Here is a 15,669-nt window from a genome sequence, read left to right as displayed (position 1 = left end):
CGGCGCAAGGCCTGGCGCCGATACCCCACGAATCCGGTCCCAACTCCGTGGAACCCGCTTCCGCTTCGCTTGTCCCCTTCTATGTGTCGTGTTTCCGGCTTTGTCGGTGATCGTCTGACATCGTGCATTCAATGTGCATTAATTTGTCAAACGTGAACCTCCGCCCAGCGTTCCGGCAAGTCTGTCCGAACATCGCCACGGCACGCAGAAACGGGTACGCATCGCCGCCCCAGGCCAGCACCGTCGACAACCCTGACAACAACCGCAAACGGAGCCGCTCCCATGGATCTCAACTTCATCGATGCCGACCAGCTTGAGGCGGGCTGGTCCTACCTGGTCCGCTTCGGCATCAACCAGGGCATGAACTGCCTGGCGGCCATCCTGATCCTGCTGATCGGCTGGTGGCTGTCGGGCCGCGTCGGCACCGCGGCGCGTGCTGCGCTGGGCCGCACCCATGTCGATGCCACCATGCGTCCGCTGCTGGCCAACGCGCTGCAGTGGATGGTGCGCGTGCTGACCATCGTGCTGGTGCTGTCGCAGTTCGGCGTGCAGACCGCCAGCATCATCGCCATGCTGGGCGCCGCAGGCCTGGCGATCGGTCTGGCGCTGCAGGGCACGCTGCAGAACATTGCCGCCGGCATCATGCTGGTGCTGCTGCGCCCGTTCCGCGTGGGCCAGTACATCGACGCGCAGGGCGTGGCCGGCACCGTGCGCGAAACCGGGCTTTTCATGACCGAGCTGACTACCTTCGATGGCGTCTGCCTGCGCGTGCCCAACGGCAAGCTGTGGGGCAGCGCCATCACCAACTACAGCGAGAACGCGACGCGGCGCGCCGACATCGAGGCCACGGTGACCTTCGACAGCGACGTGCAGCGCAGCCTGGAAGCGCTGCGCGCGATGCTGGCGCGCGAGCCGCGGCTGCTGGCCGAACCCGCCCCCGAAACCATGGTGGTCAACTACACGCAGCAGGGCATTACGCTGAACGTGCGCTACTGGACCTCGAACGACAATTACTGGAACGTGCGCTTCGCCTTCTACGAGCGCATCAAGCAGGTGCTCGAGCAAGCCGGCAGCAAGCTGGCGGTGCCGATCCAGGAGCTGCACGTGCCGGGCGCGTCGTCGGTGCCCGGCGTGGTGAAGGTGGCCGACAGCGCGCCGTCGGCTGCGCCGCGGCCGGCCGCGCCGTCGACGCACCAGCCGCCGCGCCAGCCCGCGCGCCAACCGGGCTAGCCGCGCGCGTCCTGCGCCTCGCCCTCGTCCGAGAACAGCGTGCAGGCACCACTTTCTGCCGTGCTGACCTGGCGGCGGAAGGTCGCGAACAGGTCGCGGCCGACGCCATGGCGATTGGCGCTCAGGTCCGGGCGCGCCGGCGTGCGCGCCTGCCATTCGTCGTCGGGCACCAGCACGTCGAGGGTGCCCGCGGTCGCGTCGACGCGCATCATGTCGCCGCTGCGCACGCGCGCGATTGCGCCACCGCGCAGCGCTTCCGGGCAGACGTGGATGGCGGCCGGGACCTTGCCCGATGCGCCCGACATGCGTCCGTCGGTCACCAGTGCCACATGGAAGCCGCGGTCCTGCAGCACCGTCAGCGTGGGCGTGAGCTTGTGCAGCTCCGGCATGCCGCACGAGGCGGGGCCCTGCCACGGCAGCACCGCAATGAAGTCGCGCTCCAGCTCGCCGCGCTTGAAGGCGTGCAGCACATCGTCCTGATGCTCGAACACGATCGCCGGTGCCTGCACCACCTGGTGCTCGGGCTTGACCGCCGAGGTCTTGATCACCGCGCGGCCCAGCTTGCCGTCGAGCAGCTTGATGCCGCCGTCCGGGGCAAAGGGCGCGTCGGCGGCGCGCACGATGCTGTCGTCGAGCGGCGCGGCCGGGCCATCGATCCACGTCAGCTTGCCGTCGCGCAGCACCGGCTCGCGCGTGTAGTCCTGCAGGCCCTGGCCGACGATGGTGGTGACGTCGTCGTGCAGCAGGCCGAGTGCGAGCAGGCCGCGGATCACCACTGCAAGTCCGCCGGCGGCCTGGAACTGATTCACGTCGGCCTTGCCGTTCGGGTACACGCGCGCCAGCAGCGGCACCACCGCCGACAGCTCGTCGAAATCGTCCCAGCTCAGCACGATGCCGGCCACGCGCGCCATCGCGATCAGGTGCAGCGTATGGTTGGTGGAGCCGCCGGTGGACAGCAGCCCGACGATGCCGTTGACGAAGGCGCGCTCGTCCAGCACCTCGGCCACCGGCGTATAGCGCTCGCCGCCGTGCACCAGCTTCAGCGCCTGGCGTGCGGCCTCGCGCGTGAGCGCTTCGCGCAGCTGCGTGTTGGGATTGACGAAGGCCGTTCCAGGAAGATGCAGGCCCATCATTTCCATCAGCATCTGGTTGGAATTGGCGGTGCCGTAGAAGGTGCAGGTGCCGGGGCCGTGGTAGGAACGGGTTTCGGCCTCGAGCAGCTCCTTGCGGCCGATCTTGCCTTCGGCGTAGAGCTGCCGCGTATGCGCCTTCTCGTCGTTGCTGATGCCGGTGGTCATCGGCCCGCCCGGCACGAACACCGCGGGCAGGTGGCCGAAGGACAGCGCGCCCATCACCAGGCCGGGCACGATCTTGTCGCACACGCCCAGGTACAGCGCCGCATCGAACATCTGGTGCGACAGCGCCACCGCCGTGGCCAGCGCGATCACGTCGCGCGAGAACAGCGACAGGTCCATGCCGTCCTGGCCCTGCGTGACGCCGTCGCACATCGCCGGCGTGCCGCCGGCAAACTGCGCGGTGCCGCCGGCGTCGAGCGCGGCTTCCTTGAGCCATTGCGGGAAGGCGGCCAGCGGCTGGTGCGCGGACAGCATGTCGTTGTAGGCCGAGACGATGGCCAGGTTGGGCCGCTCGTCGGCCTTCAGCCGGATCTTGGCGGCGTCCGGCATGGCGGCCACCGCGTGGGCGAGGTTGGTACAGGAAAGCTGCGCGCGTTCGACCTTGTGCCCGGCCATGGCGCGGGTGCGGTCAAGATACGCCTGGCGCGAGGCGGTGCTGCGGGAGACGATGCGGGCGGTGACCCGCTCGAGCACTGGATGACGTGGCATGGGGTTCTCCTGCGGGGGAGCTTTCAGCCTAGCGCACTTTGCCGGGCCCTGCACGGCAGAGGCCTGCTGGTCGGCAGGCGGTAGTCAACGCGAACCACGCAGAAATGGGTACGCTTGCCTCGCCAAGCCGTAGCGACTCACGTAAACTGGCCGCTACCCGGCCGGCCATCGCGCGCCGGCCGCGACAACTCGAATCCTCAAAGGAGCGCAGGGTGAGCATGCCTGATTTCGACATGGTGCTGTTTGGCGGCACCGGCGACCTGGCGCGGCGCAAGCTGCTGCCGTCCCTGTTCGATGCGCACCACGCGGGGCTGCTGCATCCGGCCGCACGCATCCTCGCCACCGGCAGCCAGCCGATGTCGAGCGCGGACTACATCGCCTCGCTGGAACAGAGCGTGCGTCCCGCGCTGGCCCATGCGCCGCCCGAGTCATGGGACAGGTTCTGCGCACGCATCGTCTACGTGCAGGCCGATGCACGCGTGCCGGCGCACTTCGATGCGCTCGCCGAGCAGCTGCTGTCGCGCAAGCCCGAGGTGGTGGTGTGCTATCTGGCCACCGCGCCGCACCTGTTCGTGTCGATCTGCGAGCAGCTGGCTCGCACCGGCCTGAACACGCGCCACGCGCCCAATGTGCGCATCGTGCTGGAAAAGCCGCTGGGCCATGACCTGGAATCGAACGAGGCGATCAACTCGGCGGTGGCAAAATTCTTTGCCGAAGAGCAGATCTACCGCATCGACCATTACCTGGGCAAGGAGTCGGTGCAGAACCTGATGGCGATCCGCTTCGGCAACGCGCTGTTCGAGCCGCTGTGGCGCCGCGAGTGGGTGCAGGACGTGCAGATCACCATCGCCGAAGAACTGGGCGTGGAAACGCGCGGCGATTTCTACGACCGCACCGGCGCGCTGCGCGACATGGTGCAGAACCACCTGCTGCAGCTGCTGTGCATGGTGGCGATGGAGCCCCCGGCCAGCCTCAGCGAAGACGCCATCCGCGACGAGAAGATCAAGATCCTGAAGGCGCTCAGGCCGATCACGCCGCAGGACGTGGCCGAGAAGACCGTGCGCGGCCAGTACCGCTCCGGCGCGATCGGCGGCAAGCCGGTGCCGGGCTACCTGGAGGAAGAGGGCATCGCGGCGGACAGCCGTACCGAGACCTTTGTCGCGATCAAGGCCGAGATCGCCAACTGGCGCTGGGAAGGCGTGCCGTTCTACCTGCGCACCGGCAAGCGCATGCAGTCGCGCGTGGCCGAGATCGTGATCCACTTCCGCGACGTGCCGCACGCGATCTTCCCGCGGCCGCTGACGCAGTCGCCGCAGAACCGGCTGGTGATCCAGCTGCAGCCCGAGGAAAGCATCCGCCTGTACTGCCTGGTCAAGCAGCCCGGCGATACGCTGGAGCTGACGCCCACCTCGCTCGACCTGGACTTCGCCAACTCGTTCAAGGTGCGCCGCGCCGGCGCCTATGAACGGCTGCTGCTGGACGTGATCCGCGGCCGGCTGGGCCTGTTCGTGCGCCGCGACGAGCAGGTGCAGGCGTGGCGCTGGGTCGAGCCCATCATCGACACCTGGGAAGCCAGCACCGTCCCGCCCAAGCCCTATACCGCCGGCACCTGGGGGCCGGCGGCGTCGTCGGCGCTGATGTCGCGCGACGGCGGCCTGTGGCACGAAGAAGCCTGAGCCATCGGCTCGCCCCACTGCAAAGGAAGCCGCCATGCGCCTGTTTGAACATCCCACGCCGATGGACCAGGCCGAGGCCCTGGCGATCTCGATCGGCAATGCGCTCGAGCTCGCCGTGCGGGTCAAGGGCTGGGCGGTGCTGGCGGTCTCGGGCGGGCGCTCGCCGGTGGCGATGTTCGAGCGGCTGCGCCACCGGCATGTGCGCTGGGACGCGGTGACCGTCACGCTGGTCGACGAACGCGTGGTGCCGCCCGACCACGCCGACAGCAACGCCGCACTGGTGCGCGCCCACCTGCTGCGCGAGGCCGCGGCCACTGCGGCCTTCGTGCCGCTGATCGCCGATGGGCGGGACGCCGCCGCCCCCGCGCAGGCAGTGGCGCGCGCCAACGCCGCGTTCCGCCAGCCCGACGTGGTGGTGCTCGGCATGGGCGAGGACGGCCACACTGCCTCGCTGTTCCCCGATGCGCCCGAACTGCAGAGCGCGCTGAGCGAGCCGCAGCCGGGCTACGCCATTACCCATCCGTCGGTGGCGCCGCATGCGCGTATCACGCTGAACCTGGCCGCGCTGCTGGCCGCCGAACGCGTGTTCCTGTCCGTCTCCGGCGCGGCCAAAGCCGCGGTGCTGGAGCGCGCGCTGCAGGGCCCGACGCCGTCGTTGCCGGTGAGCCTGGTGCTGTCGCGACACCGGCACGGGTTTGACGTGTTCAGGACCTGAGCGCCGCCGCTTGTCCCATTTTTCCGCGAGGAACGAGATCCGCTGCCATGGCCACTACCGCATCCTTCTCCGCTGACTTCCCGCGCCTGCTCGGCGATGTAGGCGGCACCAACGTGCGCTTTGCGCTGGAGACCGCGCCCATGCGGATCGGGCCGGTGACGGCGCTGAAAGTGGCGGATTTCCCGTCGCTGGAGGCCGCGCTGCGCCAGTACCTCGACGGCCTCGCCGGCGCGGGCCAGCCCACGCCGCGCCACGCCGCGATCGGCCTGGCCAATCCGGTGACCGGCGACCAGGTCCGGCTGACCAACCACAACTGGACTTTCTCGATCGACGGCATGCGGCGCGCGCTGGGGTTGCAGACACTGGTGGCGATCAACGACTTCACCGCGCTGGCGCTGGCGCTGCCGCACCTGCCCGCTAACGGCCTGGCGCAGGTGCGCGCCGGCACCGCGGTGCCGACCGCGCCGCTGGCGCTGGTCGGGCCCGGCACCGGCCTGGGCGTTTCCGGACTGGTGCCGGCACCGGGCGCGCAGGCCGTGGCGCTGGCCGGCGAAGGCGGACATATCGAGCTGATGCCGGACACCGACGACGAATGGATCGCGTGGCGCGCGGCCCATCGCAATGTCGGCCGGGTCTCGGCCGAGCGGCTCCTGAGCGGCAGCGGCCTGTCGCATATCCATGCCGCGCTGGCCGCAGAAACGGGTACGCTTTTGCTCGCGCCATTGCAGCCGGCGCAGGTCACCGCGGGCGCGTTCGAGCGCAACGACCCGCTGTGCCAGCGCGCCATGGCGGTGTTCTTCGGGCTGCTGGGCTCGGTCGCGGCCGATATCGCGCTGGTGATCGGTGCGCGCGGCGGGGTTTATCTGGGCGGCGGCATCCTGCCGCGCTTCGTGCCGGCGCTGCGGGACTCGGCGTTCGCCGAGCGCTTTGTCGCCAAGGGCCGCATGCGCGGCTGGCTCGAGGCGGTGCCGGTCCAGGTCATTACCGCCAGCCATCCGGCGTTGGCAGGGCTGGCGCAGGCGCTGGCCGAACGCCTTGGCGGCGCGGGCGGGAACGGTTAGCCATGCGCGTACTGCTGGTCGAAGACGACGCCATGATCGGCGAGAGCGTCAAGCTGGCGCTGCGCCAGGAAGGCTTTGCCGTCGACTGGGTGCGCGACGGCGATGCGGGCCTGGCCGCGGCCAGCACCGCGGCGGACGGGCAGGCTTGCTACGACCTGATCCTGCTCGACCTGGGGCTGCCGCGCCTCCCCGGCCTGGAGGTGCTGCGCGCGCTGCGGGCGCGCGGCGTGCCCACGCCGGTGCTGATCCTGACCGCGCGCGACGCCGTCGCCGACCGTGTCGCCGGGCTCAATGCCGGTGCCGATGATTACCTGGTCAAGCCCTTCGACCTGCAGGAGCTGGCCGCGCGCATGCACGCGCTGGCACGCCGCGCCGCCGGGCGCGCCGAACCGCTGGTCAGCTATGGCGATATCGTGCTCAACCCCGCCACGCGCGAAGCCACCTGCCGCGGCGAACCGGTGCGGCTGTCGGCGCGCGAGTTTGCGCTGCTGTCCGCGCTGATGGCGCGCCCGGGCAAGGTGTGGTCGGTGCCGCAACTGCAGGAGCGGCTCTATGGCTGGGACGACGAGGTCGGCAGCAATACCGTCGAGGTCTACATCCACGCGCTGCGCAAGAAGTTCGGCGCGGCGCTGATCCGCAATATCCGCGGCGTGGGCTATGTAGTGCCGCGCCTGGACAGCGAAGCGGCGGCGGATGGCGACGGGGAGGGCGGCTGATGCGCTCGATCCAGCGAACGCTGCTGGGGTGGCTCGCGGCCGGCCTGGTAGTCGGCATCGCCATCGCCACCGCGCTGATCTACGGGCAGGCGCGGCAGGAAGCCAACGCCCTGTTCGACTACCAGATGAAGCAGATGGCGGCGGCGCTGCCGAGCCAGTTCTCCAACCCGTTGGCGCCGCCCTTCGTCGGCGCGCCCGGCGATCTGGCCCATGCCAACGAGGATGTGGTGATCCATATCTGGGATGGCTCCGGACGCAGCCTCTATTTGTCGCACTCGCACCCGGCACTGCCCGCGCGCGCCGAACTCGGGTTCTCGAACGTGACCACGCAGCAGGGCGAATGGCGCCTGTACAGCATGCAGCTGGGGCCCGCCGTGGTGCAGATCGCGCAGCCGATGAGCGCGCGCCGCACGCTGGCCGCGCGCATGGCGCTGCGCACCGTGGCGCCGCTGCTGTTGTTGCTGCCGCTGCTGGGCTGGCTGGTGTGGATGGCGGTGGGCCGCGGCCTGCGGCCGCTGCGCGAGATTGCCACCGAGGTGCGCGCGCGCGACGCCAACACGCTGGCGCCGCTGGCGGTACGCCCGATGCCCGACGAGATCGCGCCGCTGAGCGCGGCGCTGAACCAGCTGCTGGCGCGGCTCTCGCATGCCATCGACACCCAGCGCGCCTTCGTCGCCGATGCCGCGCACGCGCTGCGCACGCCGCTGACCGCGCTGCAGCTGCAGGCACAATTGGTCGAACGTGCCGACGACGGCGCCGCGCGCGACGAAGCCATCGCCAAGCTGCGCCAGGGGCTGGAGCGGCTGACCCACCTGGTCACGCAGCTGCTGACGCTGGCGCGGCAGGAACCCGGCGCGGCCGTGCCCCCGCACGAACCGGTGGAAATGCATCAGCTGGCCGCAGCCGTGGTCGCCGAGATGGCACAGGCCGCGCTCGATCGCGACATCGACCTGGGACTGGACGGCAGCGCCGACGCCACCCCCACCGTGGTACGCGGCGACGCCGATGCGTTGCGCATCCTGCTGACCAACCTGCTGGACAACGCGCTCGCATACATCCCCGCCGGCGGCCGCATCGACGTGGCGGCGCGGCGCGGTGCCGACGGCCGTAGCGTGGAACTGGTGGTCAGCGACAACGGACCGGGCATCCCCGCCGAGGAGCGCGCGCGCGTGTTCGACCGCTTCTATCGCGTCGCCGATGCGCCGACCGGCGGCAGCGGCCTGGGCCTCGCCATCGTCGCCGAGATCGCGCAGTCGCATCGCGCGCGGGTAGTGCTGGAGGATGCCGGGCCGGGATTGCGGGTCAGGGTGGTGTTTCCGGCTTAGCCTGCGCCGGCAAACAGTGCCGCCCGCCCGTTGCGCAACTGGCTGAAGCGGGAGCGCAAATCCAGTTTGTCTTCTGCTCTGCGCAAGCTTACCGAAGGCGACAGCCCATCGATCGACACGCAGAAACGGGTACGCTTTGCGTCCGCAGGGCGGGAATGCGACGCGATTGCGCGCACTGATTCGCAGCCAAATCAAGCGCTATCGCGGGCCCGACGGCGCCGCGGCATGGCTTTGACTGGCCCCGCCGCGGCACGCAGAATCGGGTACGCTTTTGCCGCGCAAGCCCTCTGGCGCCACGCCGGCGCGACGCCATTGCGTATCATGCGAGTTCCTCCCCTCACTGGTGCAACGACAGCATGCGCGCGATCGGCAACTTCCTCTGGTTCATCCTTGGCGGCGTGGTGATGGGCCTGGCCTGGTGGCTGGCAGGGCTGCTGGCCTTCATTTCGATCATCGGCATTCCCTGGGGCAAGGCCTGCTTCGTGATCGGCAGCTTCACCTTCTTTCCGTTCGGCAAGCAGGCCATCAGCCGGCGCCAACTGACCGGGCGCGACGATGTCGGCACCGGTGCGCTGGGGCTGGTGGGCAACGTGCTGTGGTTTGTCTTTGCCGGCGTGTGGCTGGCCATCGGGCATGTGATGGCGGCGCTGGCCAACTTCGTCACCATCATCGGCATCCCGTTCGCGATCCAGCACCTGAAGCTGGCCGGCATTGCGCTGGCGCCGATCGGACAGACCGTGGTCAGCAACGAGATCGCCGACGCCGCGCGCAGCGACGGCGCGCGCGCGCAGGTGGACAGCCTGCGCCGCTGAGCGCTCAGGCGTCCTCGTCGTCGTCGGAGCCTTCCGCGTCCTGCTGGCCGGCGTGCGCCACCAGCCGGTCGAGCAGGCTGCCCAGCAGCGCTTGTTCGGCTTCGCTCAGGCAACCGAAGATCTCTTCATTGCGCCGGGCGATCATGGCGATCGCCTGCCGGTACAGCGGCTTGCCCTGCGGGGTCAGCGACAGCACCACGCCGCGCCCGTCGGCCGCGCTGGCTTCCTTGCTGACCAGCCCGCGCGCCACCAGCGCCTGCGCCGAGCGGCTGGCCTGGCCCTTGGTCAGGTTGGCGCGCTGCGCCAGGGCATTGACCGACAGCGGCGCGAAAGCGCCGATCGCCGCCAGGCAACGCCCCTCGCTGAGCAGCAGCCCGCATTGCTCCAGGTAGGCGGCGGCGCTGTCCTTGTCGCTGAGCTTGTTGACCTGGTGCAGGCGGTAGGTCAGGAACTGTTCGAGGCGTGGCAGTGGCTTCATGGCGTTTCCGTTTCGGGCGTCGGCATTGCAGGGCCCCCCGCGGCCTCTTGCCGGCTGCGCGCCTCGGCCTCGTCGATCAGCGCCAGCACCGGCGCCAGCGCTTGCTGGCGGCTCATCAGGCCCAGGCACACCATCGCCAGCAGCAGCGGCGCGCGCGCTTCGCCGGTGCGGCCCATGGCCTCGCACAGTCGGGTATAGGCCTGGTCGAGGTCTTCAGCTTGCATGGCGGGCTCCGGTTTGCAGCAGGGGGGCGAGGGTGGCGCGCACGGCGTCCCATGACGGTTCGCGCCAGCGTGCGAGCACATAGCCATCGGGACGGATGAGGTACAGCGTGCCGGGGTTGGCACCATAGCGGGCATGGGCCTGGCCATCGACGTCGGCCAGCGCGGTGGCGCCGGCCGGGGCGCCGGTGACTACTTCATACGCGTGCAAGGCTTGTGGATGTTCCCGCGTGAGCGCCGCCAGCGGCTCGGGCAGCACAGATCGATCGGCGGCATGCCGGAACCAAAGCAACGTGAAGCGCCGCCCGAAGGATTGCGTCAGATGCCGGATGCCGTCCGGTCCGTCCACGCGCAGGTCCGGCGCGGGCACGCCCGGTGCCGCCCCCGGGCAGTCGTCGCCGAAGTCGCTGGGACCGTTCAGCGCCGAATCGACATAGGCAATCGGTGCCGACTGCCGCGGATTGATCAGCGAACGCACCGCCGGCTCGGATGGCGCCAGCCGCAGCGTGGCCTCGCGCATCAGCTTGAAGGCGAAGTCGGGCGGCGCCATGAACTCGGTGCTCTTGGCGCCGTAGGCAAGGTTCTGGCGCGTGGCGTGCAGGCGTTCGGCGGAGTAGGTATCGAGCAGGCTGTCGCTGGCCTGGCCGCGCAGCACCCAGGCCAGCTTCCACGCCAGGTTGCCGGCATCGTCCAGTCCTGAATTGAGCCCGCGCACGCCAAAGATCGGCACCAGGTGCGCGGCGTCGCCGGCGAACAGCACGCGGCCATGGCGGTAGTCCTGCAAGGTCAGGCACTTGGCGTTGTACATGGAGATCCACAGCGGCCGCCACGGCTCGGTTTCGCCGATCATGTCGAGGTGGCTTTGCACGCGCGGCAGCACGTTCTCGGGCTTGACCGCTTCGTCGGGGTCTTCGTCGTCGCGGATCTGGTAGTCGATGCGCCAGACATCGTCGGGCTGCCGGTGCATCAGCAGGGTCGAGCCGGGATTGGAGGGCGGGTCGAACCAGGCCAGCCGCTCCACCTCGCGCCGCGTCTTTTGCACGATATCGACGATCACGTAGCGGCCTTCGTACTGCGTGCCTTCCATGCGCAGGCCCAGTTGCTCGCGCACCGTGCTGCGGCCGCCGTCGCACGCCACCAGCCACTGCGCATCGACCTCCACCGCGCCAGCGCCGGTCTCGATCTCGGCGACTACGCCGCCGGGGTGCTGGCGCAGCGTCCGCAGGCGCGCGCCGAAGCGCACCTCGGCGGGCGACGCGCCGCGCAGCGCGGCATCGTGGGCGAAGGCCTCCAGGTAGTACTGCTGGATATTGACCATCGGCGCAAAGCGCTCGCCCGGCTCGCTCGGCATGTGGAAGTGCAGCACTTGCGTGTCGCGGTGGTAGCTGCGCCCGCCGACCCACGGCAGGCCGGTTGCTACCGTGGCCCGGTCGGCGCCTGCCCAGCCCAGGATTTCCAGCGAGCGCCGTGCCATGCAGATCGCGCGGCTGCCGGCGCAGTAACCGTCGTCGGCTTCCACCACCAGCGCGGCAATGCCCTGACGCGCCAGCAGCGCGGCCAGGGTCAGGCCGACCGGCCCGCCACCGGCGATCAGCACCGGGATGCGCTGCGGCCAGGGACGGGACGAATCGGGCGGTGGTGCGGGCGGCACCGGCAGGTGAGGTGGGTGGAGGTCTGGCATGGCGGACTATGGTGTGGGGTGGTTGTGGGCGCAACTATATCGGCCATATAGTTGCGCACGAAACTAGTGTAAACCCCTCCGGCCAACGCTGGCCCTGCGGCAACGCAAACCAGTCGCAGCCGCCGCGGCCGGTCCCTTCGCCTATGCTTCGCAGCAGGCACACTGTTCCGCTCCACGCACCGCGCCATGCCAATCCTGCCGACCGATGCCGCGCCTCGCGTGGCCTGGCTGCCGCCGCCGCGCAGCTGGCAATACCACCTGATGCTGGGCGCGGCCGGCATGCTGGTGCTGGGGCCGCTGGGTGGCGTTGCCGCGGCATACATGAATTTCTCGCTGGGCTTTTTTGTCGGCGGACAGGTGCTGGCGGGCATCCTGGGCTCGGTGGTGACGGCCGGCTATGGCGCGTCCGGCCGCCATGGCGCCAACTACATCCAGACCGCGGCGGCATCGGTGGCGGGCATGGGCGGCATGGCCGTGGTGCTGCAGGCGATGGCGTGGCTGGGCATGGCGCAGCCGCCGCTGTGGCAGCTGGTGCTGTACCTGTTGTGCATCGGCATGTTCGGGGTGGGCGTGGGCATGCTGTACACGCCGCTGCTGGTGGACCGCATGCAGCTGACCTTTCCGTCGGGGCTGGCGGTGGCCAACATCCTGCGCGCGCTGACCGATCCGGCGCTGTTGCGGCGCTCGGTGGCGCGCCTCGGCGGCGGCATGTCGCTGGGCCTGGCCAGCGGGCTTGGGGCCGGGCGGGTGCCGTGGCTGGCGGCGCTGGACCTGTCCGCGGCCACCTTCGGCGCCGGCATGATCGTCGGCGCGCGCGTGGGTGTTGCCGCGCTGGTGGGCGGGCTGGCCGGCTGGGCCATGACGCCGTGGTTTATCGACGCCGGCTGGCTCGCGCCGGGCGAGCCGTACCGCAAGGCCACGTTCCTGGTGGCGCTGGGCATGATCATGGGCGCGGCTGTGGTCGACCTGGCGCAGTTGCTGGCGCAGGCCTGGCGGCGGGTTCGGGCGCGGCGCCAGCCGCAACCGAACCCGCCGCGGCGCGGACCCGGCATGGGCTGGGTCGCGGCCTGGGCGCTGCTGTGGGGTGCTGCCACGGTGGCGGCGGGCGTGACGTGGTTCGGGCAGCCGCTGGCCTTCCAGCTGATCGCCGTGCTGCTGGCGCTGGTGTTCGCGCTGGTCAATGGCATCTCGGTCGGCATGGTCGACCAGAACCCGATTTCATCGGCGTTCGTGCTGTCGGTGATCCTGATGGCGGCCGCCGGCCTGCGTGCGCCGCAGGTCGGCCTGATCGCCGCCACGGTGCTGCTGGTGGCCACCGCCGAAGCCAGCGACATGCAGCAGGACCGCTCCACCGGCTGGCGCCTGGGCAGCGACCGCATGGTGCAGTTCGGCTACCAGGTGGCGGGCATCGTGGTCGGCGCACTGGTCGCGGTGGCGATGGCGCGGCTGTTCCTGCAGGCCTATCCGGTGCTGGCGCTGGACCAGACCAGCCTGCCGGCCGACCAGCAGCCGGCGCGCTGGACCTCGGCCATGACTTACAAGATCGTGGGCGTGCTCCATGGCCTGTCGCAGGACCGGGCCGGCCAGTACCTGGCGGTCGCGGCGGGGCTTGTGATCGGCCTGGCGACGGCGCTGTTGCGCCGCGCCATCCTCGGCCATCCTGCGTGGCAGCGCTTTGCGCGGTCGGGCCGGCGCGGGCAGGCGGCGGATTTCATGCTCGATGCCGTAATCCTGCCTTCGCCCTATGCGTCGTCGTTCGGCGGTTTCGTCAACCTGGCGGCGGCGGCATGGATGGCGGCGGGCGGTGTGCTCGCCACCATGGGCGCCGTGGTCGGCGCACGCGGGGTACGCCGACAAGGCTTGCCGCGCGACATGAACACTGCGTCGCTGCTGGGCGGCGGGCTGATTGCCGGCGATGCGCTGGCGGCGCTGGGCATCGGCATGGTCGGCTTGCTGTCCGTCAGCTGAGAACACCAGGCGGCCGATTGTCAAATTTCACTGACGCTTCTGTCCAAGATCCAATGGATTGTCAAATCGCGCCACCGGCGTACCATAGGCGGCCAGACTGACGTACTGGCTTGACCCGGAGAATCACCATGGCCCTAGACCAAGAATCCTTTGCCCTGCTGCGCGCCTCGGTGCAGCGCTTCATCGACGAACGCCTGAAGCCCGCCGAAGACACGCTGGAGGAAACCGACGACGTGCCCGCCGAGATCGTCGCCGACATGAAGGAGATGGGGCTGTTCGGCATCTCCATCCCCGAGAACTACGGCGGCATCGGCCTGTCGATGTCGCAGGAATGCGATGTGGTGTACGACCTCGGCCATACCGCGTTCGCGTTCCGCTCGGTCTTCGGCACCAACGTCGGCATCGGCTCCCAAGGCATCCTGATGGATGGCACCGAGGAACAGAAGCAGCAGTACCTGCCGCGCATCGCCAGCGGCGAGATGATCATCTCGTTCGCGCTGACCGAGCCCAACGCCGGCTCCGACGCGGCCTCGCTGCAGACCAAAGCGGAGCTGGACGGCGACCACTACGTCATCAACGGCACCAAGCGCTTCATCACCAACGCGCCGCGCGCGGGCGCCTTCACGCTGATGGCGCGCACCGGCGGCCAGGGCGCCGCGGGCATCTCGTCCTTCATCGTGCCGGCCGATACCCCGGGCATCTCGCTGGGCAAGCCCGACAAGAAGATGGGCCAGCGCGGCACCAAGACCTGCGACGTGGTGCTGGAGAACGTGCGCGTGCCGGCCGCCAACATCATCGGCGGCGTGCCGGGGGTGGGCTTCAAGACCGCCATGAAGGTGCTGGACCGCGGCCGCCTGCACCTGTCGGCGCTGGCCTGCGGCATGGCGCACCGGCTCATCACTGATGCCGTGGCGTATGCCAAGGAGCGCAAGCAGTTTGGCCGCCCGATCGGCGACTTCCAGCTGATCCAGGCGATGCTGGCCGACAGCCAGGCCGAGCTCTACGCGGGCCTGTCGATGGTGCGCGACTGCGCCCAGCGCTACGACGCCAAGCCCGCCGGCAAGAGCGATCCGGAAGTCAGCATGCTGGCCTCTTGCACCAAGATGTTCTGTACCGAGATGGTCGGCCGCGTCGCCGATCGCGCGGTGCAGATCCACGGTGGCGCCGGCTATATCGCCGAGTACAAGGCCGAACGCTTCTACCGCGATGTGCGCCTGCTGCGCCTGTACGAAGGCACCACGCAGATCCAGCAGATGATCATCGCCAAGCATCTGCTGCGCGACTGACCCCAACGGCCCGCGTGGCAGGAGTCGACATGGACACGATGCAGTACCGCGGGCGCGACGGTGCGCCGCAGGCAGGACATGATGACGGCGCGCCGCACCGGCTGCGCGCGGTGGTGGCGACCTATCGCCCCACGCTGCAGGCGTACACGCTGGCGGTATCGCCGGCCGAGCTGATGGCGCTTTCCGCGCTGCCGGCACAGATGGCGGCCAGCGTTGGCGCCGCCCCGGACCCGCGCGTGCAGGCGCACCTGGCGCGGTTGCGTACCGAGGTGCAGGGCAGCGGCATCGCCTTGCCCGGCGCCATCGTGGTGGCGGTCAGCGGCGGCAGCATGCAGTGCGAGTGCGACCACCTGTTCACGCTCACGCTGCAGCCGCGCCGCGGCGACCGCCTGATCGTGATCGACGGCTACGAGCGCTTGCTGGCGCTGGCGCACGGCGAGCGCCGCCAGTGCAAGACGCTGGTGTCGGCGGTGCTGTGGCGCACCGCGCTGGAGGCTGCCGCGGCGGCGCCGGCCGACGATGCCGCCAACGACATCATCGACGCGCCGGTGGCGCAGTCATGCGCGGCGCGCTGGGCCAACGCGACGCGGGTATGGCATTGATCCGCGTGATTGGCGTGGCCGGCGTGACCGGCGCAACGTAACGGAAGCCGCCTG

14 protein-coding genes are annotated in these 15,669 nt (G+C 69.9%); 10 read left to right on the top strand and 4 right to left on the bottom strand.

Features of this window, described 5'->3' with window-relative positions; translation table 11 throughout:
- Window positions 1-282: 282 nt before the first annotated feature.
- Entirely contained in the window at window positions 283-1,230 is a 948-nt protein-coding gene (locus MKD38_RS27260; protein ID WP_252681986.1) for a mechanosensitive ion channel family protein, read from the top strand.
- Here the strand turns inward: MKD38_RS27260 and edd are convergent.
- A complete protein-coding gene (gene edd, locus MKD38_RS27255; protein WP_252681985.1) occupies window positions 1,227-3,074 on the bottom strand; it encodes a phosphogluconate dehydratase in 1,848 nt (615 codons plus the stop codon). The two genes, MKD38_RS27260 and edd, sit on opposite strands and share 4 nt — an antisense overlap.
- Window positions 3,075-3,292: 218 nt before the next feature.
- Here edd and zwf point away from each other — a divergent pair, with 218 nt between their 5' ends.
- The 6 genes from zwf to MKD38_RS27225 all read left to right on the top strand — a co-directional run bounded on the left by zwf (window position 3,293) and on the right by MKD38_RS27225 (window position 9,379).
- The gene (gene zwf, locus MKD38_RS27250; protein WP_252681983.1) at window positions 3,293-4,750 is read left to right on the top strand and encodes a glucose-6-phosphate dehydrogenase; all 1,458 of its coding nucleotides are present in this window, start codon (window positions 3,293-3,295) and stop codon (window positions 4,748-4,750) included.
- Between the two features lie 34 nt (window positions 4,751-4,784).
- Window positions 4,785-5,465 (top strand): 6-phosphogluconolactonase, encoded by a 681-nt coding sequence (gene pgl, locus MKD38_RS27245; protein WP_252681981.1) that lies wholly within the window; start codon window positions 4,785-4,787, stop codon window positions 5,463-5,465.
- A gap of 47 nt (window positions 5,466-5,512) precedes the next feature.
- Window positions 5,513-6,526: a glucokinase gene (gene glk, locus MKD38_RS27240; protein ID WP_252681979.1), complete on the top strand. Its 1,014-nt coding sequence runs from the start codon at window positions 5,513-5,515 to the stop codon at window positions 6,524-6,526.
- A 2-nt stretch (window positions 6,527-6,528) separates the two neighbouring features.
- Window positions 6,529-7,242 (top strand): response regulator, encoded by a 714-nt coding sequence (locus tag MKD38_RS27235; protein WP_252681977.1) that lies wholly within the window; start codon window positions 6,529-6,531, stop codon window positions 7,240-7,242.
- Window positions 7,242-8,567, top strand: coding sequence for a sensor histidine kinase (locus MKD38_RS27230; RefSeq protein ID WP_252681975.1), 1,326 nt, complete (start codon window positions 7,242-7,244; stop codon window positions 8,565-8,567). Before MKD38_RS27235 ends, MKD38_RS27230 begins: the two co-directional genes overlap by 1 nt.
- A gap of 356 nt (window positions 8,568-8,923) precedes the next feature.
- A complete protein-coding gene (locus MKD38_RS27225; protein WP_252681973.1) occupies window positions 8,924-9,379 on the top strand; it encodes a YccF domain-containing protein in 456 nt (151 codons plus the stop codon).
- A 4-nt stretch (window positions 9,380-9,383) separates the two neighbouring features.
- On the opposite strand, the gene MKD38_RS27220 is transcribed toward MKD38_RS27225, so the two are convergent.
- The 3 genes from MKD38_RS27220 to MKD38_RS27210 are packed head-to-tail and all read right to left on the bottom strand — an operon-like array spanning window position 9,384 to window position 11,759.
- Window positions 9,384-9,857, bottom strand: coding sequence for a MarR family winged helix-turn-helix transcriptional regulator (locus MKD38_RS27220; RefSeq protein ID WP_252681971.1), 474 nt, complete (start codon window positions 9,855-9,857; stop codon window positions 9,384-9,386).
- Window positions 9,854-10,081 (bottom strand): hypothetical protein, encoded by a 228-nt coding sequence (locus MKD38_RS27215; RefSeq protein WP_252681970.1) that lies wholly within the window; start codon window positions 10,079-10,081, stop codon window positions 9,854-9,856. The genes MKD38_RS27220 and MKD38_RS27215 overlap by 4 nt, the downstream gene beginning before the upstream one ends.
- Window positions 10,071-11,759 (bottom strand): FAD-dependent oxidoreductase, encoded by a 1,689-nt coding sequence (locus MKD38_RS27210; protein ID WP_252681968.1) that lies wholly within the window; start codon window positions 11,757-11,759, stop codon window positions 10,071-10,073. The genes MKD38_RS27215 and MKD38_RS27210 overlap by 11 nt, the downstream gene beginning before the upstream one ends.
- A gap of 186 nt (window positions 11,760-11,945) precedes the next feature.
- Between MKD38_RS27210 and MKD38_RS27205 the strand changes: the two genes are divergently transcribed.
- From MKD38_RS27205 to MKD38_RS27195, 3 genes are all read left to right on the top strand, one after another.
- Window positions 11,946-13,727, top strand: a complete 1,782-nt coding sequence (locus tag MKD38_RS27205; protein ID WP_252681966.1) for an OPT/YSL family transporter — start codon at window positions 11,946-11,948, stop codon at window positions 13,725-13,727.
- Between the two features lie 128 nt (window positions 13,728-13,855).
- Window positions 13,856-15,013: an acyl-CoA dehydrogenase family protein gene (locus tag MKD38_RS27200; RefSeq protein WP_252681964.1), complete on the top strand. Its 1,158-nt coding sequence runs from the start codon at window positions 13,856-13,858 to the stop codon at window positions 15,011-15,013.
- 29 nt (window positions 15,014-15,042) lie between these two features.
- Window positions 15,043-15,615 (top strand): hypothetical protein, encoded by a 573-nt coding sequence (locus tag MKD38_RS27195; protein ID WP_252681962.1) that lies wholly within the window; start codon window positions 15,043-15,045, stop codon window positions 15,613-15,615.
- Window positions 15,616-15,669 lie beyond the last annotated feature (54 nt).

The organism is Cupriavidus sp. WGlv3, from assembly GCF_023952475.1.
GTDB classification, from domain to species: Bacteria; Pseudomonadota; Gammaproteobacteria; order Burkholderiales; family Burkholderiaceae; genus Cupriavidus; species Cupriavidus phytorum.
The sequence above is the reverse complement of the archived record's forward strand: the minus strand, read 5'-3'. Positions and strand labels throughout refer to the sequence as shown.